This is a genomic window from Marinococcus sp. LNHM5E3-2.1 (assembly GCF_056034365.1).
Map to the genome: position 1 here is coordinate 45,747 of NZ_JBQLIB010000005.1, position 16,749 is coordinate 62,495.

At 44.9% G+C, this 16,749-nt stretch carries 20 protein-coding genes; 14 read left to right on the forward strand and 6 right to left on the reverse strand.

The window, feature by feature from the left end:
- The first annotated feature begins 21 nt into the window (after positions 1-21).
- From ACTRXH_RS07920 to ACTRXH_RS07945, 6 genes are all read left to right on the forward strand, one after another.
- Positions 22-963 (forward strand): alpha/beta hydrolase, encoded by a 942-nt coding sequence (locus ACTRXH_RS07920; protein WP_474281549.1) that lies wholly within the window; start codon positions 22-24, stop codon positions 961-963.
- 110 nt (positions 964-1,073) lie between these two features.
- Positions 1,074-1,352, forward strand: coding sequence for a SunI/YnzG family protein (locus ACTRXH_RS07925; RefSeq protein ID WP_474262901.1), 279 nt, complete (start codon positions 1,074-1,076; stop codon positions 1,350-1,352).
- 204 nt (positions 1,353-1,556) lie between these two features.
- On the forward strand, positions 1,557-1,874 hold the full coding sequence (locus ACTRXH_RS07930) for a hypothetical protein (protein ID WP_474262903.1): 318 nt from the start codon (positions 1,557-1,559) through the stop codon (positions 1,872-1,874).
- A 52-nt stretch (positions 1,875-1,926) separates the two neighbouring features.
- Positions 1,927-2,997 carry a hypothetical protein gene (locus tag ACTRXH_RS07935; RefSeq protein ID WP_474281551.1) on the forward strand — a complete coding sequence of 357 codons (1,071 nt, stop codon included), beginning with the start codon at positions 1,927-1,929 and terminating at the stop codon, positions 2,995-2,997.
- A gap of 167 nt (positions 2,998-3,164) precedes the next feature.
- The gene (locus ACTRXH_RS07940) at positions 3,165-4,337 is read left to right on the forward strand and encodes an iron-containing alcohol dehydrogenase (RefSeq protein WP_474262907.1); all 1,173 of its coding nucleotides are present in this window, start codon (positions 3,165-3,167) and stop codon (positions 4,335-4,337) included.
- Positions 4,338-4,435: 98 nt separating this feature from the next.
- On the forward strand, positions 4,436-5,275 hold the full coding sequence (locus ACTRXH_RS07945; RefSeq protein ID WP_474281553.1) for a formate/nitrite transporter family protein: 840 nt from the start codon (positions 4,436-4,438) through the stop codon (positions 5,273-5,275).
- 42 nt (positions 5,276-5,317) lie between these two features.
- On the opposite strand, the gene brnQ is transcribed toward ACTRXH_RS07945, so the two are convergent.
- Positions 5,318-6,643, reverse strand: coding sequence for a branched-chain amino acid transport system II carrier protein (gene brnQ, locus ACTRXH_RS07950; RefSeq protein ID WP_474281555.1), 1,326 nt, complete (start codon positions 6,641-6,643; stop codon positions 5,318-5,320).
- Between the two features lie 363 nt (positions 6,644-7,006).
- Here brnQ and ACTRXH_RS07955 point away from each other — a divergent pair, with 363 nt between their 5' ends.
- From ACTRXH_RS07955 to ACTRXH_RS07965, 3 genes are all read left to right on the forward strand, one after another.
- Positions 7,007-7,255 carry a hypothetical protein gene (locus ACTRXH_RS07955; RefSeq protein WP_474262913.1) on the forward strand — a complete coding sequence of 83 codons (249 nt, stop codon included), beginning with the start codon at positions 7,007-7,009 and terminating at the stop codon, positions 7,253-7,255.
- 145 nt (positions 7,256-7,400) lie between these two features.
- Positions 7,401-7,547, forward strand: a complete 147-nt coding sequence (locus tag ACTRXH_RS07960) for a hypothetical protein (RefSeq protein ID WP_474279113.1) — start codon at positions 7,401-7,403, stop codon at positions 7,545-7,547.
- A gap of 111 nt (positions 7,548-7,658) precedes the next feature.
- On the forward strand, positions 7,659-8,576 hold the full coding sequence (locus ACTRXH_RS07965) for a manganese-dependent inorganic pyrophosphatase (protein ID WP_474281557.1): 918 nt from the start codon (positions 7,659-7,661) through the stop codon (positions 8,574-8,576).
- A 52-nt stretch (positions 8,577-8,628) separates the two neighbouring features.
- Here ACTRXH_RS07965 and ACTRXH_RS07970 read toward each other — a convergent pair whose 3' ends face one another.
- Together ACTRXH_RS07970 and ACTRXH_RS07975 are read right to left on the reverse strand one after the other, a co-directional pair.
- Positions 8,629-9,498, reverse strand: coding sequence for a DMT family transporter (locus ACTRXH_RS07970; protein ID WP_474281559.1), 870 nt, complete (start codon positions 9,496-9,498; stop codon positions 8,629-8,631).
- 81 nt (positions 9,499-9,579) lie between these two features.
- Positions 9,580-10,572 carry a YeiH family protein gene (locus ACTRXH_RS07975; RefSeq protein ID WP_474281561.1) on the reverse strand — a complete coding sequence of 331 codons (993 nt, stop codon included), beginning with the start codon at positions 10,570-10,572 and terminating at the stop codon, positions 9,580-9,582.
- Positions 10,573-10,680: 108 nt separating this feature from the next.
- Between ACTRXH_RS07975 and ACTRXH_RS07980 the strand changes: the two genes are divergently transcribed.
- Positions 10,681-11,553, forward strand: coding sequence for a LysR substrate-binding domain-containing protein (locus tag ACTRXH_RS07980; RefSeq protein ID WP_474262922.1), 873 nt, complete (start codon positions 10,681-10,683; stop codon positions 11,551-11,553).
- A gap of 167 nt (positions 11,554-11,720) precedes the next feature.
- The gene (locus ACTRXH_RS07985) at positions 11,721-12,365 is read left to right on the forward strand and encodes a FusB/FusC family EF-G-binding protein (RefSeq protein WP_474262924.1); all 645 of its coding nucleotides are present in this window, start codon (positions 11,721-11,723) and stop codon (positions 12,363-12,365) included.
- A 47-nt stretch (positions 12,366-12,412) separates the two neighbouring features.
- Here ACTRXH_RS07985 and ACTRXH_RS07990 read toward each other — a convergent pair whose 3' ends face one another.
- Positions 12,413-13,312 carry a helix-turn-helix domain-containing protein gene (locus tag ACTRXH_RS07990; RefSeq protein WP_474263001.1) on the reverse strand — a complete coding sequence of 300 codons (900 nt, stop codon included), beginning with the start codon at positions 13,310-13,312 and terminating at the stop codon, positions 12,413-12,415.
- Positions 13,313-13,486: 174 nt separating this feature from the next.
- Between ACTRXH_RS07990 and ACTRXH_RS07995 the strand changes: the two genes are divergently transcribed.
- Entirely contained in the window at positions 13,487-13,612 is a 126-nt protein-coding gene (locus ACTRXH_RS07995) for a hypothetical protein (protein WP_281241116.1), read from the forward strand.
- A gap of 16 nt (positions 13,613-13,628) precedes the next feature.
- Here the strand turns inward: ACTRXH_RS07995 and ACTRXH_RS08000 are convergent, their stop codons facing one another.
- Complete coding sequence (locus tag ACTRXH_RS08000; protein WP_474281563.1) at positions 13,629-14,150, reverse strand: gamma carbonic anhydrase; 522 nt, start codon at positions 14,148-14,150, stop codon at positions 13,629-13,631.
- A gap of 123 nt (positions 14,151-14,273) precedes the next feature.
- Here ACTRXH_RS08000 and ACTRXH_RS08005 point away from each other — a divergent pair, with 123 nt between their 5' ends.
- A complete protein-coding gene (locus ACTRXH_RS08005; RefSeq protein WP_474262929.1) occupies positions 14,274-15,050 on the forward strand; it encodes a lysophospholipase in 777 nt (258 codons plus the stop codon).
- Between the two features lie 32 nt (positions 15,051-15,082).
- Positions 15,083-16,141 (forward strand): tetraprenyl-beta-curcumene synthase family protein, encoded by a 1,059-nt coding sequence (locus ACTRXH_RS08010; RefSeq protein ID WP_474281565.1) that lies wholly within the window; start codon positions 15,083-15,085, stop codon positions 16,139-16,141.
- Positions 16,142-16,183: 42 nt separating this feature from the next.
- Here the strand turns inward: ACTRXH_RS08010 and ACTRXH_RS08015 are convergent, their stop codons facing one another.
- Complete coding sequence (locus ACTRXH_RS08015; protein ID WP_091616611.1) at positions 16,184-16,747, reverse strand: beta-class carbonic anhydrase; 564 nt, start codon at positions 16,745-16,747, stop codon at positions 16,184-16,186.
- Positions 16,748-16,749 lie beyond the last annotated feature (2 nt).

The window sequence follows — 16,749 nt, forward strand, 5'->3', positions numbered from 1 at the left end:
CAGAAAGCAGGAGAGCCGGAAATGAAAGAAAAAATTCAGAATGAATTGCAAACAGTACTGGATGGGCTGCCGGAAATGAAGTTTTCAACGCGTGAAGAAATCAGAAACAGCCGTGTATTGACAAAACAGGCCTTTGAAGGGGAAGCTCCCATCAGCCGGAGTAAAGTAAGAGTCACAGATAAACATATCCCCGGCCATGAGGAAGGGCAGAATATACGGGTTCGCATATATGAGCCGGTCATGCCGGTAAAAACAATTTCTCCAGGCTTATACTGGATTCATGGAGGGGGATATTTGAGCGGCACTCCGGAGATGAATGATGAGTTGTGCGAAAGGTTTGTGCTCGAAGCAGGATGTGTAGTTATCTCTGTGGCGTACCGGCTTGCCCCGGAGCATCCTTATCCCGCCGGAGTGGAGGACTGCTATACAGGGCTTAAGTGGGTGGCAGAGCACGCTGGTGAGCTCGGTATAGACGCAGAGCGCATTGGAGTAGCAGGGCACAGTGCCGGCGGGGGACTGACAGCAGCTGTATCCTTGATGGCAAGAGACAGGGGCGGCCCGGGAGTAGCTTTCCAGATGCCGCTTTGCCCGATGCTTGATTATAGAAATATTACTGTTTCCAGCCAGGAAATTACGGATACGAGGGTATGGAATTATTATTCCAACCAGGCGGCATGGCAAGCCTATCTCGGCGATCTTACTGAGGACGTGCCTGCATACGCTTCTCCAGCCCAGGCAGAGGATTTTTCCGGCCTTCCACCTACCTATACTATGGTGGGGAGTGTGGATCCGTTTCGGGATGAAACGATAGAATATATCTCTCGGTTAAGCCAGTCCGGCGTAAAGGCAGAATTTCACCTGTATCCAGGGTGCTTTCACGGCTTTGAAGGCATTGCGCCGCAGGCAGAAGTCAGCCAGCGGGCCGTAAAAGGGTATGTAGATGCTTTAAAAAGAAATTTATAAAGCAGTAATGAAGTAATAGACGGCAGAAATTTTTATTAATGAGTCCGATTATTAAATACATTTATTTCTAATATTGTTAATGATAAAGTTTTGTAAAAGGAGGCAATGTAATGTTGGGAATTAAAATTAAAGAAGATAAAGAAAATATTGTAATCAAGTGGATGTTTTCTAAAATAAAAATACCCAAAAATACTATTACAAACCTCTATTTTGACAACACGTACAGTGGGACAGAAGCTGATGCTGTAAGAATTGGTGTCCCGGGAGGTACTATGCGTCAGCTTTTTATTGAAACGACAGGAAAAAATTATGTGCTGTTCACTTATAATGAGAGACAGTATGCCCGCAGAATTCAGAAGATGATCGAAGATAATAAATATACTGTCTGACAGCCCGAAGCCTCCTGACATCTGCAGGGGGCTTTATTTTATAAACAGCACCAGATGGGTGCCTGTGACATGCTGAAGCGTAAAATTAGTTCCTTAGTAGAAGATTAAAAGCCTTCAGGAAAGGTAATGATATTAATAAGGCCAAAAATTAAATTGGAAAATCCGTCACGGTGAAAATCACTCTTCAATAAGGAGATGTTACTCGTGTTAGTTCTTCCTGGGCGAATAGTAAATATCCGCATTCCATTGGATAAACAGGCTTCGGGGGAGAAGAAAGACGGCAAATACACCTTTGGGTTTCGATTTCCACAATGGCAGGGTAAAGGACGGTATGCTAACGGCGTAAAAAAACGGGCACGCATGATTTTCTATGTGAAAGATGAAGATGACCAACTGATATTTCAATATCCGATTACAGAAATTCAGCGGGAGGATCACTGCGTAATTTCGACAAGATACGAAAAACGCATTCCTGAAGAATTTCAAAAAGAAATCCGGCAGATTATCATCCATTTTGTATGAACAAAATCCAATAATATATTCTCGGACGAGAGAAATGAAAAGAGGGATTGCATTGGCTAAAAAAGACCAATCATCAGAAGAACAGGCAAATGTTGTTATTACGAACGAAAATGGTGAAGATGAAGAAGTAGATCTTTACATGATGAGTGTAAAAGATATCAAGGCTCTTGCTGAAGAAAGCGGCCTCGAATTATCCTCCACCAAAAAAGAGGATATGATTAACGAAATTATGGAAGAAGTAGAAAATGGAGACAGCGGGGGAGACCAGGGGTCGGAGGACGAAGAAAACGAAGAAAATCAGGACCAGGAAGAAGAAAGCGACGAAGAGCTTCCTGAGGAAGAAGAACAGGAAGAGCCAAGCAGCGAAAATGAGGAGGAGAATTCCTCATCTGAAGAAAAGGATCAGGACCAGGCAAACGTCGTTATTACGAATGAAGATGGTGAAGATGAGGAAATTGATTTATATATGCAGAGTATAGAAGACATTCAGGCTCTTGCAGAAGAGAGCGGCCTTGAGCTCTCCTCTACAGATAAAAAAGGAATGATTGATGAAATCATGGCCGAGGTTAACAGCGGTGAAAGCGAGGACCAGCCCGAAGAAAATACAGACGGGGCTTCTGGGGAACAAGAGCAGGAACCAGCGGACAGTGAGGAAGATGCGGATGAAGATTCTTCAGAAGCGGGAAGCAGTGAAGAAGAAGCGTCAGGTGAAGAAGAACAGGAAGAGCCGGCTGCAGAAGACGACGATGCGGAAGAAAACGAAGAAGGAGACTCCTCGCAGGAGCAGGAGAATTCATCAGAAGACAACGAAGAAAAAGCAGAAGAAAGCAACGGTGAAGTGGAACAGGAAGAACCGGCAGCCGAAGAAGACAACGCAGAAGAAGGTTCGTCGTTCATTTCCGAAGAAGCAACCAGCCAGCTTGTCGAAGATGTAAAGCATTCGCTGATTGACGAATTAAAAGATGATTTATATGAAGATGTAAAGCAGGAATTAGTGCAGCAGCTGCATGATGAATTGATCGGTGATTCAAAAAGTGACCTGTTGGATGAAATTAAGTCTGAGGTCATGGAAAGTGTCAAAAAAGACTTGAACAGTGTACTCGCAAAAGATGAATCCGCATAAAAAAGGCCCGTCTCCGGGCTTTTTTTATGCTTATAAACATGGAAGAGAAGGCTGCCATGTTTAATCTTCCGGACTAAAAGGAAATACCTAATCTGTGGTTAAAATAGATGTTCATCAATCATACCAGACATCTTCGTTTAGCTTAAAATACTAAGGAGGCTTCACTAATGAGCAGATTTACGATTCCAAGAGACATCTATTTTGAAGATAACGCGCTTGAAGTACTGCGCACATTTGAAGGAAAAAAAGCTACGCTCGTTATTGGCGGCGGCTCTGTGAAAAAAAACGGCAATTTAGACCGCATTCAGGAGCACCTTGCTGCAGCAGATATTGAAACTGAAGTTCTTGAAGGATATAATACGGAGCCAACCGCAAAAATGGTCAAAGAAGGAGCAGAAGAAATGCGTTCCTTTGCACCTGACTGGATTATAGGCATCGGCGGCGGTTCCGCGATGGACGCTGCTAAAGCGATGTGGCTGTTTTATGAACACCCTGAGCTTTCCTTTGAAGATGCAACAAAACCTTTTGAATTGCCGCGTCTCCGCCAAAAGGCGAAATTTGCCGGTATTCCTACGACAAGCGGCAGTGGTTCTGAAGTTTCCAATCTTTCAGTAGTGGCAGACGAAAAAACAAACGTTAAGTATCCACTTGCAGACTTTGGTCTGACGCCGGATATAGCTATTATTGATCCAGTGATGGTGGAAGATCTGCCGAAGCATATTGCCGCTTACACGGGTATGGATGCTTTTACCCATACGATCGAATCTTACGTAGCCAAGCCGCGGACTTTATATACTAACATTCTTGCTCTCGGCGGTGCTGAAGTGATTAAAGATAATTTGAAAGCATCGTATAATGGCGACCACGAAGCCGGAAAACAGATGCACAGCATCCAGGCGATGGCCGGGATGGCGTTTGCGAACGCGGTGCTTGGCAATGTGCACAGCCTTGCTCATAAAAGCGGGCCTACATTCGATATTCCGCACGGTTATGCCAACGCGATTTATCTCCCGTATGTTATTGAGTTCAACCGTGCAGTGGTAGAAGACCGCTATGCAGAAATTGCACGCCGTCTGCACCTAGAAGGACAGACAGATAAAGAATTGACAGATTCGCTTATAGAGTATATTTTTGAACTCAATAAAGATTTAGGATTGGCTGTTACGCTTGAAGAATTCGGTGTCCCTGAAAAGGATTTCGAGGAGCACCTGGATACAATGGCTCAGAATGCACTAAGCGATCCATGCACCGGCACCAATCCGAGGGAAACATCCTTCGAGCAGATGAAGGACTTGTTCAAAGCTTCATATTACGGAAAAGAAGCTCTGGTAAAAGGCTGAGTATAAAAGGAAAAAGATAAACCGGAAACCCCGATTGCTTCGGGGTTTTTCCTTTGTACTGCTCCTGTAGCAGAGATCAGGAGAAGGAGAGATGTATTATGCCGAAAGAACAAAAGCTCGGGGCAGCCGACCGGCAGTATAAAGAACCGCCCGAGGTGGTGCAGGCGTTTGGTGAAAATGGACGTAACCACTTAAGCAAGGAATTCAAGGCACAGTTTCTGCTGGCAATTCTGGCAGGGTCATTTATGACCTTCGGGGCGGTTTTTTCGATTCTCCTTGCAACAGGTGTAGAAGCGAAGGGGCTGTACTATCTGCTTTCGGGGCTTGGTTTTACAGCGGCTTATGTTATGGTGTTTTTATCCGGTGCTGTATTATTTACAGAAATCAATATTCTGCTCCCGAGTTACTTATTTCGAAAGCCCAGCGTCTATTTTATGCCGATTGCAAGGTTCTGGTTTGCGACATACATCGGAAACATGGTCGGGGCGCTATTCGTTGCTGCAGTTATTCAGCTTTCCGGATCCTTGACGCCGGAATTTTACGGAGAGCTGCAGGTGTATTTATCGGACAAAATGAAATTCAAAGAGTCCGGCGGCATCGGCTGGTTCCAGGTTGTTTTATCCGGTATTCTGGCTAACTGGCTAATCGGCATGGCATCGTTTCTTACTACAGCCGCGAGAGACGTTACAGGAAAAGTAGTGGCAACTGCGCTTCCAGTCATTTTATTTGTGGCCGGTAATTTTCAGCACAGCGCCGCGAACATGGGCTACTTCAGTATGGGCGTATTTTCAGATACTGAGCATGCCTGGTACGAATACCTGCTTTTTAACTTAATTCCTGCAAGTATTGGTAACCTAATCGGCGGTGCACTCCTGGTTTCTCTGCTGTTCTTATTTGCCTACCGGGAAGAGCTTCGCGATGGTGACGGCATTGAATAGAAAAAAACTGCTCCTGAAAAGGGGCAGTTTTTTTATGGAATATTACTTTTCGTTAAAGGAAGTCTTTTGCGGGGAATGTGAAGGCATCAGTCTGTCGAGAAGGTATCCGGCGGCTGCACCGATAATCGCAGGCACCACCCAGCCAAGCCCCTGCTCAAAAAATGGCGAGGTCTGAAGAATACTTGTGACAGCAGGGGCGGAGACCCCTACACTTGAAAGCCCTTCGTAAAGCGCGAAGATTCCTGTAAAGGTAATCGAGAGCTGATACATTAGGGAGCCTTCACCAATAATAGGTCTGAGAAGCGAAAGTACAATGAGCACAATAGCGAGCGGGTAAATAAATACAAGTAAAGGCACTGCGATGCTTAAAATTAAAGACAAGCCTAAATTAGTGACGAGCATCCCGATGACTGTAAAAAAGACGACAAACGATTTATAGGCGACACGAGGGATGACGCTGTGAAAAAATTCAGAGCAGGCCGTTATCAGGCCGACGCTCGTGGTCAGGCAGGCAAGCAGAACGATCAGTCCAAAAAAGAAGCTGCCGGATGGGCCAAAAAGCATGGCTGCGGCTGGTTCAAGAATGCCGGCCTCGTCCGTAATTCCTTCCTGCTGTGACATCCGGGCGCCAATCCACCCGAGCGAAACATAGACTATAGAAAGACCAATTCCAGCTACTATAGTAGCTATTGCGGCGCCTGACATCAGTTCACGCTTAGAGGATGCTCCGTGCGTACGCAAGCTGTTAACAATAACCATTCCGAAGGCAAGAGCGCCGAGAGCATCCATCGTCAGGTATCCTTCAAGAAATCCTCCAATAAAAGGAGAACTATTATAAGGGGCCTCGGCTGGAGAAGGATTCGTATCGAAAATAAAAAATGCCCGTACAAATAAAACAGCTAAAGTAACGAATAGAATAGGCGTCAGCCACTGGCCCAGGCGATCGACTATCTTTTCGGGGTTTAAGCTCAGCCAAAGGGTGACTGCGAAAAAAAGTAAGGAAAAAAGTAAAAGTGTCCACCAGGCTCCGATACCTGCAGCTGGAACGAAGCCGATCTCATAGGCTACGTTAGCAGCTCTTGGGATACCGTATAATGCTCCGATGGATAGATAAATCAGCGCGGCAAAGAGCAGGCCAAACATGGGGTGAACTCTGCTGCCCATGCTGATAAGTCCGTATCGTGCCTGCACAACAGCCATAATGGCAAGGATGGGAAGAAGCACTCCCGTAAAGAGGAAGCCAAGGATTGCAGGTGTGAAATTATCTCCTGCAGAATAGCCAAGAAATGGCGGAAAAATTAAATTTCCAGCTCCGAAAAATAACGAAAAAAGCATAAAGCCAATAAAAAGAATACGCGACTTTTTCATGCCGGCACCTCCTGAACGTAAGTAATATCGCCACACAACGCAAAAAACCCGTTCCCAAAAAGGAAACGAGTCAAATTCTTAAGAGAGTCCTTGAAGTATCATGCTGTACTGGATCATCTTGTGAGAAAATGACTATATAAGGAAAAGCATTATGTAAGGTTAATAATCATTCTATAATGTAACGCGGATCTGACTGAAAGTAAACCGTCAGCGTGCATTAAGACAAATAAAAAAATGTAAACGGATACGCGGAAATGCTGGGAAAAAGACAAAGAAAAAATCGATTTTTTAATAATTTCAAGTGTATATCATAGGTGAAAGGGTATATATTCATAGGTCCAATATCACTTGGAGGGGAGAACTATGGGGAAAGGTATAAACTGGGTTAAAAACCATCAGTTTTGTTCTACAGTTGAAGAGCATGATGACATTGTTATTCTGGAAGTGCCTTATACAGCAAGCAATGAGCAGTGGGAGGAAATACAGGAAATTATTAATGTTCTTCATGACCACGGATATGTAGAAGGTCAGACCAAGCGTATCGATCAACTGCAGATTGAACTTGTAGGTTTTAAAATTCCATGGAGCCAGCAAAGAATGAATTCCGGGTAAAATAAGTAACAAAAATAACCATTTGATGAATAAAAGATTAAAGAAATTACGTTTACGTTACAAGTGAATAATAAAACACAAAAATCATATTTGGGTTGATATGATAGTGTTTAATTAATTATTTCGGAGAAAAGAGGTCTGCAGTTTGCGAAACCCGATTGTATTAATGATGGTAATGGGTCTTTCTATGTTTTACGTTGTTGTGCCGTTTATGAGTATTGAGCAAATGCCGACCATGCTGACAGGTGTGCAGCAGATTATGAAATCCATTACCTCCATCAGTTTTTTATAATATACGTGCCATACAGGCCTCTCTGCTTATCTGCGGGAGGCTTTTTATCATTTTAAAAAGAAAGAAGCACTCATTTAAATAAAATGTCAAAAAACACAAGGAGTAAGGTCTGTGCCGACATTTATTTTTGGTCATAAAAGTCCAGATACCGATGCAATTGCTTCACCTATCGCCTACGCGTATTTAAAAAAGAGGCTGGGCGAAGAGGTCCAGGCGGGAAGACTGGGAGAAATAAATAACGAAACCACTTATGCGCTCGAATACTTTAAACAGAAAAAACCGCAATTAATTCGCGGGCTTAAAGAAGACACACCGGTAATACTAATGGATCACAACGAACGACAGCAAAGCATTAATGACCTGGAAAGCTTTCGTATTAAAGAAATAATTGACCATCATAAAATTGCGAATATCGAAACGAAAGAACCGATATACTTTCGAACGGAGCCGGTAGGATGTACAGCGACAATCGTATACCAGTTGTACAGGGAAAACAGAGTTGAGATACCGGAAAAAGAAGCGGGATTGATGCTTTCAGCTATTATTTCCGATACCCTGTTATTTCGATCCCCAACTACTGCTTTAAAAGACAGGCAGGCTGCGAAAGAACTGGCAGCAGCTGCCGGGGTAGAGATAAAAACATATGGACTCAGCCTTTTAAAGGCAGGTACAGACTGGAGTACGACGAAAGATACTGATTTAATACAGACCGACATGAAAGATTTTGATATGAACGGCTTGAAGGTACGTATTGCTCAAGTGAATACGGTAGGAGCTGCAGCAATATTAAACCGGGGTGAAGGGCTGCTCGCAAAAATGGAGCAGGCTGTGCAAGCAGAAGCATTGGACCTTTATATATTAATGATCACTGATGTACTGCAGGCGGACTCCACCCTTCTTGCGGCCGGTACAATGAAAGAGAAAGCCGCAGAGGCATTCGGGAAAAAGCTGCAGAACGGGGTGGTGGAGCTTCCAGGAGTGGTATCACGGAAAAAACAGGTAGTTCCGGGCCTGCATCAGAGCATATAGTATAAAGCCTTTTACTCAAACGAAAAGCAGCCCCCTTTTGGGAGCTGCTTTTTTAGGCTGACTGGCGCACGCTAAATGCAGTAATAGAAACAAGGATGATAACGATACCCAGGGCCTGAATGATGGTCAGACTATCTCCAAGCAGAACCACGCCAAACAAAGAAGCGGTGACCGGCTCTGCCATGGCAACCATTGAAGCAGTAACCGGAGTAGTCAGCTTGATACCGATAACGTACAGTACAAAGGAAATGCCTGCACCAACGAGCCCGAGCAGTAGAAACCATCCAATATCACTGGATGTTAAAACGGATACTGCTTCCTGTTGGTCGACAAACATCAGAAGAATTACACAAAAAACAAAAAAAGCGATCGTTAAAGAGGTTTCGGGTCTACCGACTGCAGAGGCGTATTTAAATCCAAAAATAAACAACGCGTACGAAAGGCCGGCACTGAGGCCGGCAGCAGCGCCTGCAAGTGTAACCGAAGAACCGCTTGTGTCATAAGCACCTGTCAGGAGAAAAATTCCTACAAGCACTACTGCAATACATCCCCATTTGAAAAAAGTAGAGGGCTCCTGCTTTAGAAAAAAAGAAATCAAAAATACAAATATAGGTGCGGTATACATTAGCGTAGCAGCAATTGCTACGCTCGAGGCCTCGATACTAAGAAAGTAAAAGGTGAAATTGCCGGCGACGCCTGCCCCGGCAAGAGCGGCCCATATAAATAAGCGGGCGGAGGGTGACCCGGTCTGCCGAAGCCGTAGAAGGAACCATATAAAAATACAGACAAAACCTACAGCCCCTCGGTAAAATGAAATAACTAACGGGTCCCAGCCCTTATGTAATAGTATATCTGCCAATCCACCTGAAATACCCCATAGTACCGCAGCCATTACGACTAAAATCGTGCCTGAAAATTTCATGGTCAGCCTCCGCGGTAGTGTGAATATAATTGTTTACCCTTAAAGAAGCTGCTTCAAACAGATTTTGCATCAACGGTCAGTTTAAAGCATAACTTCAATAAGAACGTAGCCGAAAAAGGATAATAAAAGCGATCCGCAAACTGCCACGATAAACATCTTTGAACTAATGGTTTTAAAAGAGGCAGCAGGCATCTGCATTCCAAAGCCAGCCATAGCCATGCCAAGAAAAATATATGAAGCTGAGACCATAAAAGCAGCTGCCGAATCGCTGAGCAGATTAAAGGTATTGGCCAGACTCACTGCTAAAAATCCGAAAATAAACCATGGAACCGGAATTGTATGGGAGGCCCGCTTTTCTTTACGGCTTTGAAGCATGGCAACTACAAGTGCTACCGGGATGAGAAGTGCAACTCTCGTTAATTTAATGATCAGGGCGTGGTCTTCCGAAACTGTACCGCCGGCTTCAGATGCCGCTACAGCGTGAGCCACTTCATGGAGAGTTCCTCCGGATAAAACGCCATATTCATATGCATTCATCCCCAAAAACGGAAACAGAAAAGCATAGGAAACGGAAAAAAGAGTACCAACCACTGCGATAATCGCGATGCTCGCAGTAGTAGTTTTATGTTCTGCTTTTACAATCGGGGCAATGGCTGCGATAGCTGAAGCTCCGCAGATAGCTGTACCGCAGGCTGTTAACAGACTGAGCGTTTTATCTATCTTTAAAGCTCTGGCAGCAAAGTAAATGACAAAAAGCGCAATGAGTAACCCGGAAGCAGCGATAAAAAAGGCGTTAAATCCGGATTCGTAAATATCTCCTAAATGCAGGCGGGCCCCGAGGAAAATAATGCCGAGCCTAAGCAAGTGCCTGCTTGAAAAAGTGATTCCGGGGAGCGCACGATCGGGCACTCCTGCGGTGAAGCGCCAGCATACGCCTAAAAGTATTGCAGTAACAAGCGCGCCCATCGCTGAGAATGGAGCGGACTCTGCTAGTGCGCTGCTGAGCACAGCAGCAATAAACGTAAAGATAATTCCGGACGTTAGCGTGGGAATGGAAGAAACAAATCGTTTCATCAGTCTTCAACTCCTAATCATTAACGCTATTGTACTCCTGCTCTTTTTATTATAAAAACAAATATATATAATGAAATTAATTAATATTATTAATAAATGGGAGGGCCTATGCATATTGACGAATTAAAAACTTTTTTGACCGTCGTGGAGGAAAAAAATTTCACAAAAGCCTCGGAGGTGCTCTCCCTCTCCCAGCCGACTGTAAGCGTGCATATAAAAAATCTTGAACAGGAATTTCTTGCTCCGCTTTTTCAGCGGACAACAAAGTCATTGATGCTCACAAGGGAGGGTGAGGTGTTTTTGGATCATGCCCGTCAGTTGATGGGCACATACGTCCATATGAAGGAAGCTATATATACGATGCACGAGGAAGTGAGCGGAACCATTCATATCGGGGCCAGCTTTACGATTGGGGAATACGTGCTCCCAAAAGTAATGGCCAGAATGCAGGGTGAGTATGAAGGGATTCAGTTTGAAGTGACTATTGCTAATACAGAGGAAATCATTCAGCTGGTCCGGACGCTGAAAGTCGATATCGGCCTGGTGGAAGGGCACAGCAGGGCTGCCGATATTACGCTGACACCGTTTCAGACGGATCGCCTGGCGGTAGTTAAGAATACATCCAATTCCTTTTCGCCTCGAACCCGGGAGGAGCTGCAGGACCAGAAATGGGTGGTGCGCGAAAAGGGATCCGGGACCAGGGAATCGTTTGATTATGTGATGAATGCAAACGGGATACGTATACGTTCACTTCTGATGATCAGCAGCACGCAGGGGGTTAAAGAAGCTGTTAAAAGCGGTCTTGGCTTATCTTTGTTATCAGAAGCAGCGATTGAGGAAGAACAAAAACACAACTCGCTGGAGCTTTTATCCATTGAAGGCATCGATGCAAAAAGGTTTTTTTCCTATGTACTTCCAAAAAGAACAGAGCGGACAAAAAATATTCAGTTTATGATCCGATGCCTGACAGAGAATTACTGACGTTTGTTGCCTTCTTTTTTATAGTTTTCTACAAAAACTAATTTGTTGTATACTAATACCGCAATCTTAGGGGAATTACTGATGATGGCTTTATATTCACCGCTGTATAAAGCATTCTGTTCAACATAAAAACGGAAGCTTACTATACTGAAATGAGGAATGGGTAAATGATTCAAATTGAACCATTTTTGCGCAATGATCAGTTTAATTTTATTAAAGAGCATGTATGGAAATTCGCCCATGCGCACGCTACAGTAAAAGATGCTGATGTAATCAGTGCATTAAAGCACAGTGCCTTTGATCAAATTATTAACAGCTTTCATTCGATGAACGATGAGCAGGAACGCCTGTTAGAAAAGATTCTTTATGTAGAGGACAGCACTCAGGCAGAGCAGATGCTCGGTGAGTTGAAAATGTATGTTGTTCCATTCCCGGCTGTAACTGTAGAACGGATTAAAAAGCTGTTTCCAAAGGCGAAAAAGCTGACAATGCCATCATTGGAAGATGAGGAACTGAAAAATATATCTTATCTGGGCTGGAATGACATCCGCGCAGAACGAAAATATATTATTACTACGGACCAGAGGAGATTGACGGGTGTGTTTGGGACATTTCGGAATACTCCTGGAAAAGGCATCTGTACGATCTGCAGCAAACAGGAAGAGACAGGGCTTTTTATGGCAGTAGTGAAGGCCGGAAAAGAAACATATACGAGCCGGGGCAACTATATCTGCCAGGACAGTCGCAGGTGCAATGAAAATATTACGGATCTCCGGCAGCTTGAAACGTTCATGTACCATTTGAAAAAGTGAATACTATAAAAGCCGGGGTAAGGAACGTTTCCCCCGGCTTTTATATATTATTGCAGTGTATGCAGATGAATGGTCCCGTCTCTTGTATAATCGTCGATTTCCTGACGGATGTGGTCTGCGAGGCCGATTTGCTTCATCGTATCAAAGATGGAACACGCCTGATCCCAGTCCTGAAGAGCGGATTCATCAAATCCCAGCACCAGAAGGTTTTGTCCCCGCTGATAAAGCAGTTCCCCTAAAACGTAGCTGTTCTGAAGGTCAATGCAGCGGTTGATTCCCTTTGAACACCAGTCGATGGATTGCTGGTAAGCACCCTGATAGGTCAGCGCTTTAGTTAAAGTATATGTCAGCTTTAATTCAATGTATTTATTCTCCGGGTGCACCAGGCTCTGATGGTCCTGCAGTGCTTTCCGGCATACGTCCGCAGCTTTTTTGTATTCGTGTTCAAGGTTGTAAATAATCGCCATGGCGTTTATGATTTCACCCTTACGTTCCGTATAAATTCCTTTGTGGTAAGCATCGAGGGCAGAAGAAGCCAGTTCGAGAGCCCGCTCCGGATCTTTGTCCAGTTCGTAGGCGCAAATAGCTTTATGCCAAAGCATGTACTGCTCATAATAGCCGATTTTAAAAATGGGGTTGTCTTCCTCCCTGGAAAGAAGCTCCCGCATCGAAACGTAATCATGCTCGAACCGGCACGTTTCAAGCATACTGAATACAGAGCGGACGTAGTCGCTGCGGTCTGTTAACGCTTCTTCAAAAAAGTAATACATGCTGGCTCCGAGCCGTTCAGCAATATAAAACATGGTGCTTGAATATGGAACGATGGTCCCCTTCTCAATTTTACTGATCTGCGCCTGGGTACAAATATCTTTGGCAAGCTCCTTTTGTGTGTAGCCCCGGTATTTTCGCAGCTCCTGTATTTTATTTCCCACCCGTGAAAAATCCATCAATATAGTTCTCTCCCTATCTCTCAAATATTCCTATAATTATTTTACGGGAAGAAATCTGTAGAAAAAAGAGGAAAGTCTTAGGAAATTGATCGATTTTGGAGTCAGAAGCGGAAAACACTCTTTTTATAGTTCGAATATACTAAAACGAACATATAATAAAGGGGTGAAGAAATGAAAAAGGCAGGTTTATGGTATGCTGCGTTCATTGTAATAATGATGGCAACAGCTGCACCGGTTCAGCAGACAGCGCCGGTGGCAGGTGAAATTATAACGAGAGACATCCCACATCAATATTAAAAACAAGCCGCGGACATCATTGATGCCTGCGGCTTGTTTCTTTATACTGCTTGGCTTTCTCAACATATTCGAGGCGGATACGCTCCATGTCTTCTTTGTCCTCTTCAGTGAGGTCACGAACGACTTTGGCCGGACGTCCAAAGGCAAGTACGCCGGCAGGAATCGTTTTTCCGGGCGGGACCAGGCTGCCGGCACCGATGAACGCTCCTTCACCGATCTCTGCACCGTCAAGCAATGTAGACCCCATGCCGATGAGTGCCTTCTTTCTTACAATGGCGGAATGAAGCATCACCTGATGACCGACAGTAACGTCGTCTTCAATAATCAAAGGATGCTTCGGGCTTTGGTGCAGCAGGCATTGATCCTGTACATTGACTCTGCTGCCAATCAGCGTAGGTGCTACGTCCCCGCGAATAACGGTGTGAAACCAAATGCTCGATTCTTCGCCGATGGTAACGTCACCAGTGATGACCGTGAAATCTGCTAAAAAAACAGTGGGAGCAATGGAAGGGTACTGGTTGTTGTACGGATAAATCATAAAAAACCCACACTTTCCGAAATTTATTCTGCATTTCTAATGCAAGTGTAGCAAAAATAATAGTAAAATAAAGAAAGATATATTTCCCGGGGTACTGGATTGAGGAAAAAGGGGGCGATAATAGTGGAAAAAAGATTAGTGGACCGCCCGCGTGGAGTTGTTGTGCTGGTTCATGGATCAGGAGAACACTACCGGCGGTATGAATGGCTGATCCATGTATTGAAGCGCCAGCATCTGCATGTGATAACCGGAGATCTGCCGGGACATGGGGAGACTGAAGGACGAAGAGGACATATAGACAGCTTCCGTGAATACACAGATACAGTATATGAATGGTACAGAGAAGCAGCTTCCTTTAAGCTGCCTATTTTTATGCTTGGACACAGTATGGGAGGATTAATTGTCATTCGGGCGGTATCCGAGCGGTACATGCCAGTGAAAGGAATTATTTTATCCTCTCCGGCACTCGGATTATACGAATATCCAAACAGGATCCGGGAGCTCTCCGGGAGGCTGGCGCACCGGCTTATGCCGGGTAAACCTCTCCGGACCGGCATCCAGGCCGAGTATCTAACAAGAAATCCTGAAACAAGAGCAGAATACCAAAGGGATGAATTGGTGAATGATACGGTCACCGTCCGCTGGTACCAGGAAATGATCCGGTCAATGCGGATCAGTCTGGCGCAGCCGGAAAGCTTTCCGGATACTCCACTTCTGGTTATGCAGGCCGGAGAGGATTATATTGTTGATAAAGAAGCGACTGTCCGTTGGTTCAACCGGCTGCATACATCTGAACGGACGATCAAAATATGGAATAATCTTTATCATGAAATATTAAATGAGCCGGAGCAGGAACGAGTAGTAAGATATATCATTCACTTTATGAACCAGCATTCCTAATATGAACCAGCCAATCAAGGAGGCCTTTTGAAATGTCAGCACCAACGTCTATACCAACTATTATGTATTACGGGGTGAAGCAGACCCTGCCGGCTGCCCGCCAGTATTTAAGCGAATGGAAGCAGAAAGCAGAGCAGATCCCGGATAATTTATACCGCCAGGCAGCGCTTGAAGCAATTGATGAAAAAACCTTTCATTACGAAGGTGGATCGCTCTATGCATTGATTGCCCCGGAGCATATCCGGGGCGAGTTACTGCGTTTTATTGTAGCCTATCAAAATATCAGCGATTATTTGGATAGTATCTGTGATATGAGCCAGGAGGAGGGCGTAACCTTTTATCGTGATATTCATGAAGCCTTGAAGCATGCCCTGGATCCCGGAGCCAGTCAGCAGGATTACCTTAAAAAGAAAAAAGGGGAAGGGGACGGCGGCTTTTTAGCAGAATTGGTTGAAACGTGCCAGTCTGCTCTGCAGAGCTTCCCGGGCCTTTCTGGTGCTCAGCCGTATATGGAGGAGCTGTCCATGTATTACAGGGAGATGCAGATATACAAGCATATTGATGTCAATGAGCGTGAAGCAAAGCTGATTGAGCTTTATGAGCACTTTAAAGACCGGATTCCGCCGATGGCCTGGTATGAATTTTGCGCTGCGTCCGGATCGACGCTCGGTATCTATGCACTGGCCGGGTACGCTGCCCGTTCGCCGCTTGCAGAGCTTCAGGCGAAATCGATTAAAGAAGCCCATTTTCCTTATGTGCAGGGAATGCACATTCTGCTTGATTACTTTATTGACCAGGAGGAGGACGTGGAGCAGGGCTCTCTGAATTTCACCGAAAAATACGCCTCAGCCGGCCATATGATGTCCCGGCTGGAATTTTTCAAGTCCGAGGCCGACAAAAAAGTAGCCAAGCTGCCGGAGGCCGGGTTTCATAAACAGCTAAACAAAGGTCTTCTCTCCATTTATTTGTCCGATGAAAAAGTACAGGCAAATGAAACAATGAAGCAGCAGGCAAAGCATCTGCTCCGCTTTGGCGGCATCACCTCGCTTATTTACTATTGGAACTCATGGATGTACCGGAAAAAAATATAAACAAAGAACCGCCTCTTCCGAAAAAGAAAAGGCGGTTCTTCTTTACATATCAGCCGTATCAAGCGACGTCAGTTCTCCGGTCTCCGGAGAAATAACAAGGCCGTGCACTGGGGTTCCCGGTGGGAGAAGCGGATGATTTCTCATAACCTGGACCGATTGATGCACATTGTCCTCCACATCCGAAAAGCCGCGCAGCCATTCGTGCACGGAGACTCCCTCAGCATGCATCACTGCCTCTGCATCGGATGAAACTCCGCGGTCGTACGCTTTTTCAAGCACCTGGCCGGCCTGAAGACCAGTCATGCCGCATCCGTAATGGCCGACAATCAGGACCTCTTCTGCTTTTAATTCGTATAAGGCAACCAGAATACTGCGGGTAATACTATCATATGGATCCGTAATCATTGCCCCGGCGTTACGGATCAGCTTTGCATCTCCATTCTGGATGCCCATAGCTTTAGGGAGCAGTTCAATGAGCCGGGTATCCATACACGTTAAAACGACGATACGCTTATTTGGGAATTTATCCGTTTGAAAAGCTTCATATTCTTTGTTTTGAACAAACTGCTGATTGTGCTCTAAAATAGATTTCACCACTTCTGACATGA

Excerpts from the sequence above, each read along its gene's own strand:
- ACTRXH_RS07925 (WP_474262901.1), top strand. The coding sequence starts at position 1,074 with ATGTTGGGAATTAAAATTAAAGAAGATAAAGAAAATATTGTAATCAAG.
- ACTRXH_RS08000 (WP_474281563.1), bottom strand. The coding sequence starts at position 14,150 with ATGATTTATCCGTACAACAACCAGTACCCTTCCATTGCTCCCACTGTT.
- ACTRXH_RS07970 (WP_474281559.1), bottom strand. The coding sequence starts at position 9,498 with ATGAAATTTTCAGGCACGATTTTAGTCGTAATGGCTGCGGTACTATGG.
- ACTRXH_RS07920 (WP_474281549.1), top strand. The coding sequence starts at position 22 with ATGAAAGAAAAAATTCAGAATGAATTGCAAACAGTACTGGATGGGCTG.
- brnQ (WP_474281555.1), bottom strand. The coding sequence starts at position 6,643 with ATGAAAAAGTCGCGTATTCTTTTTATTGGCTTTATGCTTTTTTCGTTA.
- ACTRXH_RS07995 (WP_281241116.1), top strand. The coding sequence starts at position 13,487 with ATGAAAAAGGCAGGTTTATGGTATGCTGCGTTCATTGTAATAATGATG.
- ACTRXH_RS07990 (WP_474263001.1), bottom strand. The coding sequence starts at position 13,312 with ATGGATTTTTCACGGGTGGGAAATAAAATACAGGAGCTGCGAAAATAC.
- ACTRXH_RS07985 (WP_474262924.1), top strand. The coding sequence starts at position 11,721 with ATGATTCAAATTGAACCATTTTTGCGCAATGATCAGTTTAATTTTATT.
- ACTRXH_RS08015 (WP_091616611.1), bottom strand. The coding sequence starts at position 16,747 with ATGTCAGAAGTGGTGAAATCTATTTTAGAGCACAATCAGCAGTTTGTT.
- ACTRXH_RS08010 (WP_474281565.1), top strand. The coding sequence starts at position 15,083 with ATGTCAGCACCAACGTCTATACCAACTATTATGTATTACGGGGTGAAG.
- ACTRXH_RS07940 (WP_474262907.1), top strand. The coding sequence starts at position 3,165 with ATGAGCAGATTTACGATTCCAAGAGACATCTATTTTGAAGATAACGCG.
- ACTRXH_RS07980 (WP_474262922.1), top strand. The coding sequence starts at position 10,681 with ATGCATATTGACGAATTAAAAACTTTTTTGACCGTCGTGGAGGAAAAA.
- ACTRXH_RS07955 (WP_474262913.1), top strand. The coding sequence starts at position 7,007 with ATGGGGAAAGGTATAAACTGGGTTAAAAACCATCAGTTTTGTTCTACA.
- ACTRXH_RS07975 (WP_474281561.1), bottom strand. The coding sequence starts at position 10,572 with ATGAAACGATTTGTTTCTTCCATTCCCACGCTAACGTCCGGAATTATC.
- ACTRXH_RS07945 (WP_474281553.1), top strand. The coding sequence starts at position 4,436 with ATGCCGAAAGAACAAAAGCTCGGGGCAGCCGACCGGCAGTATAAAGAA.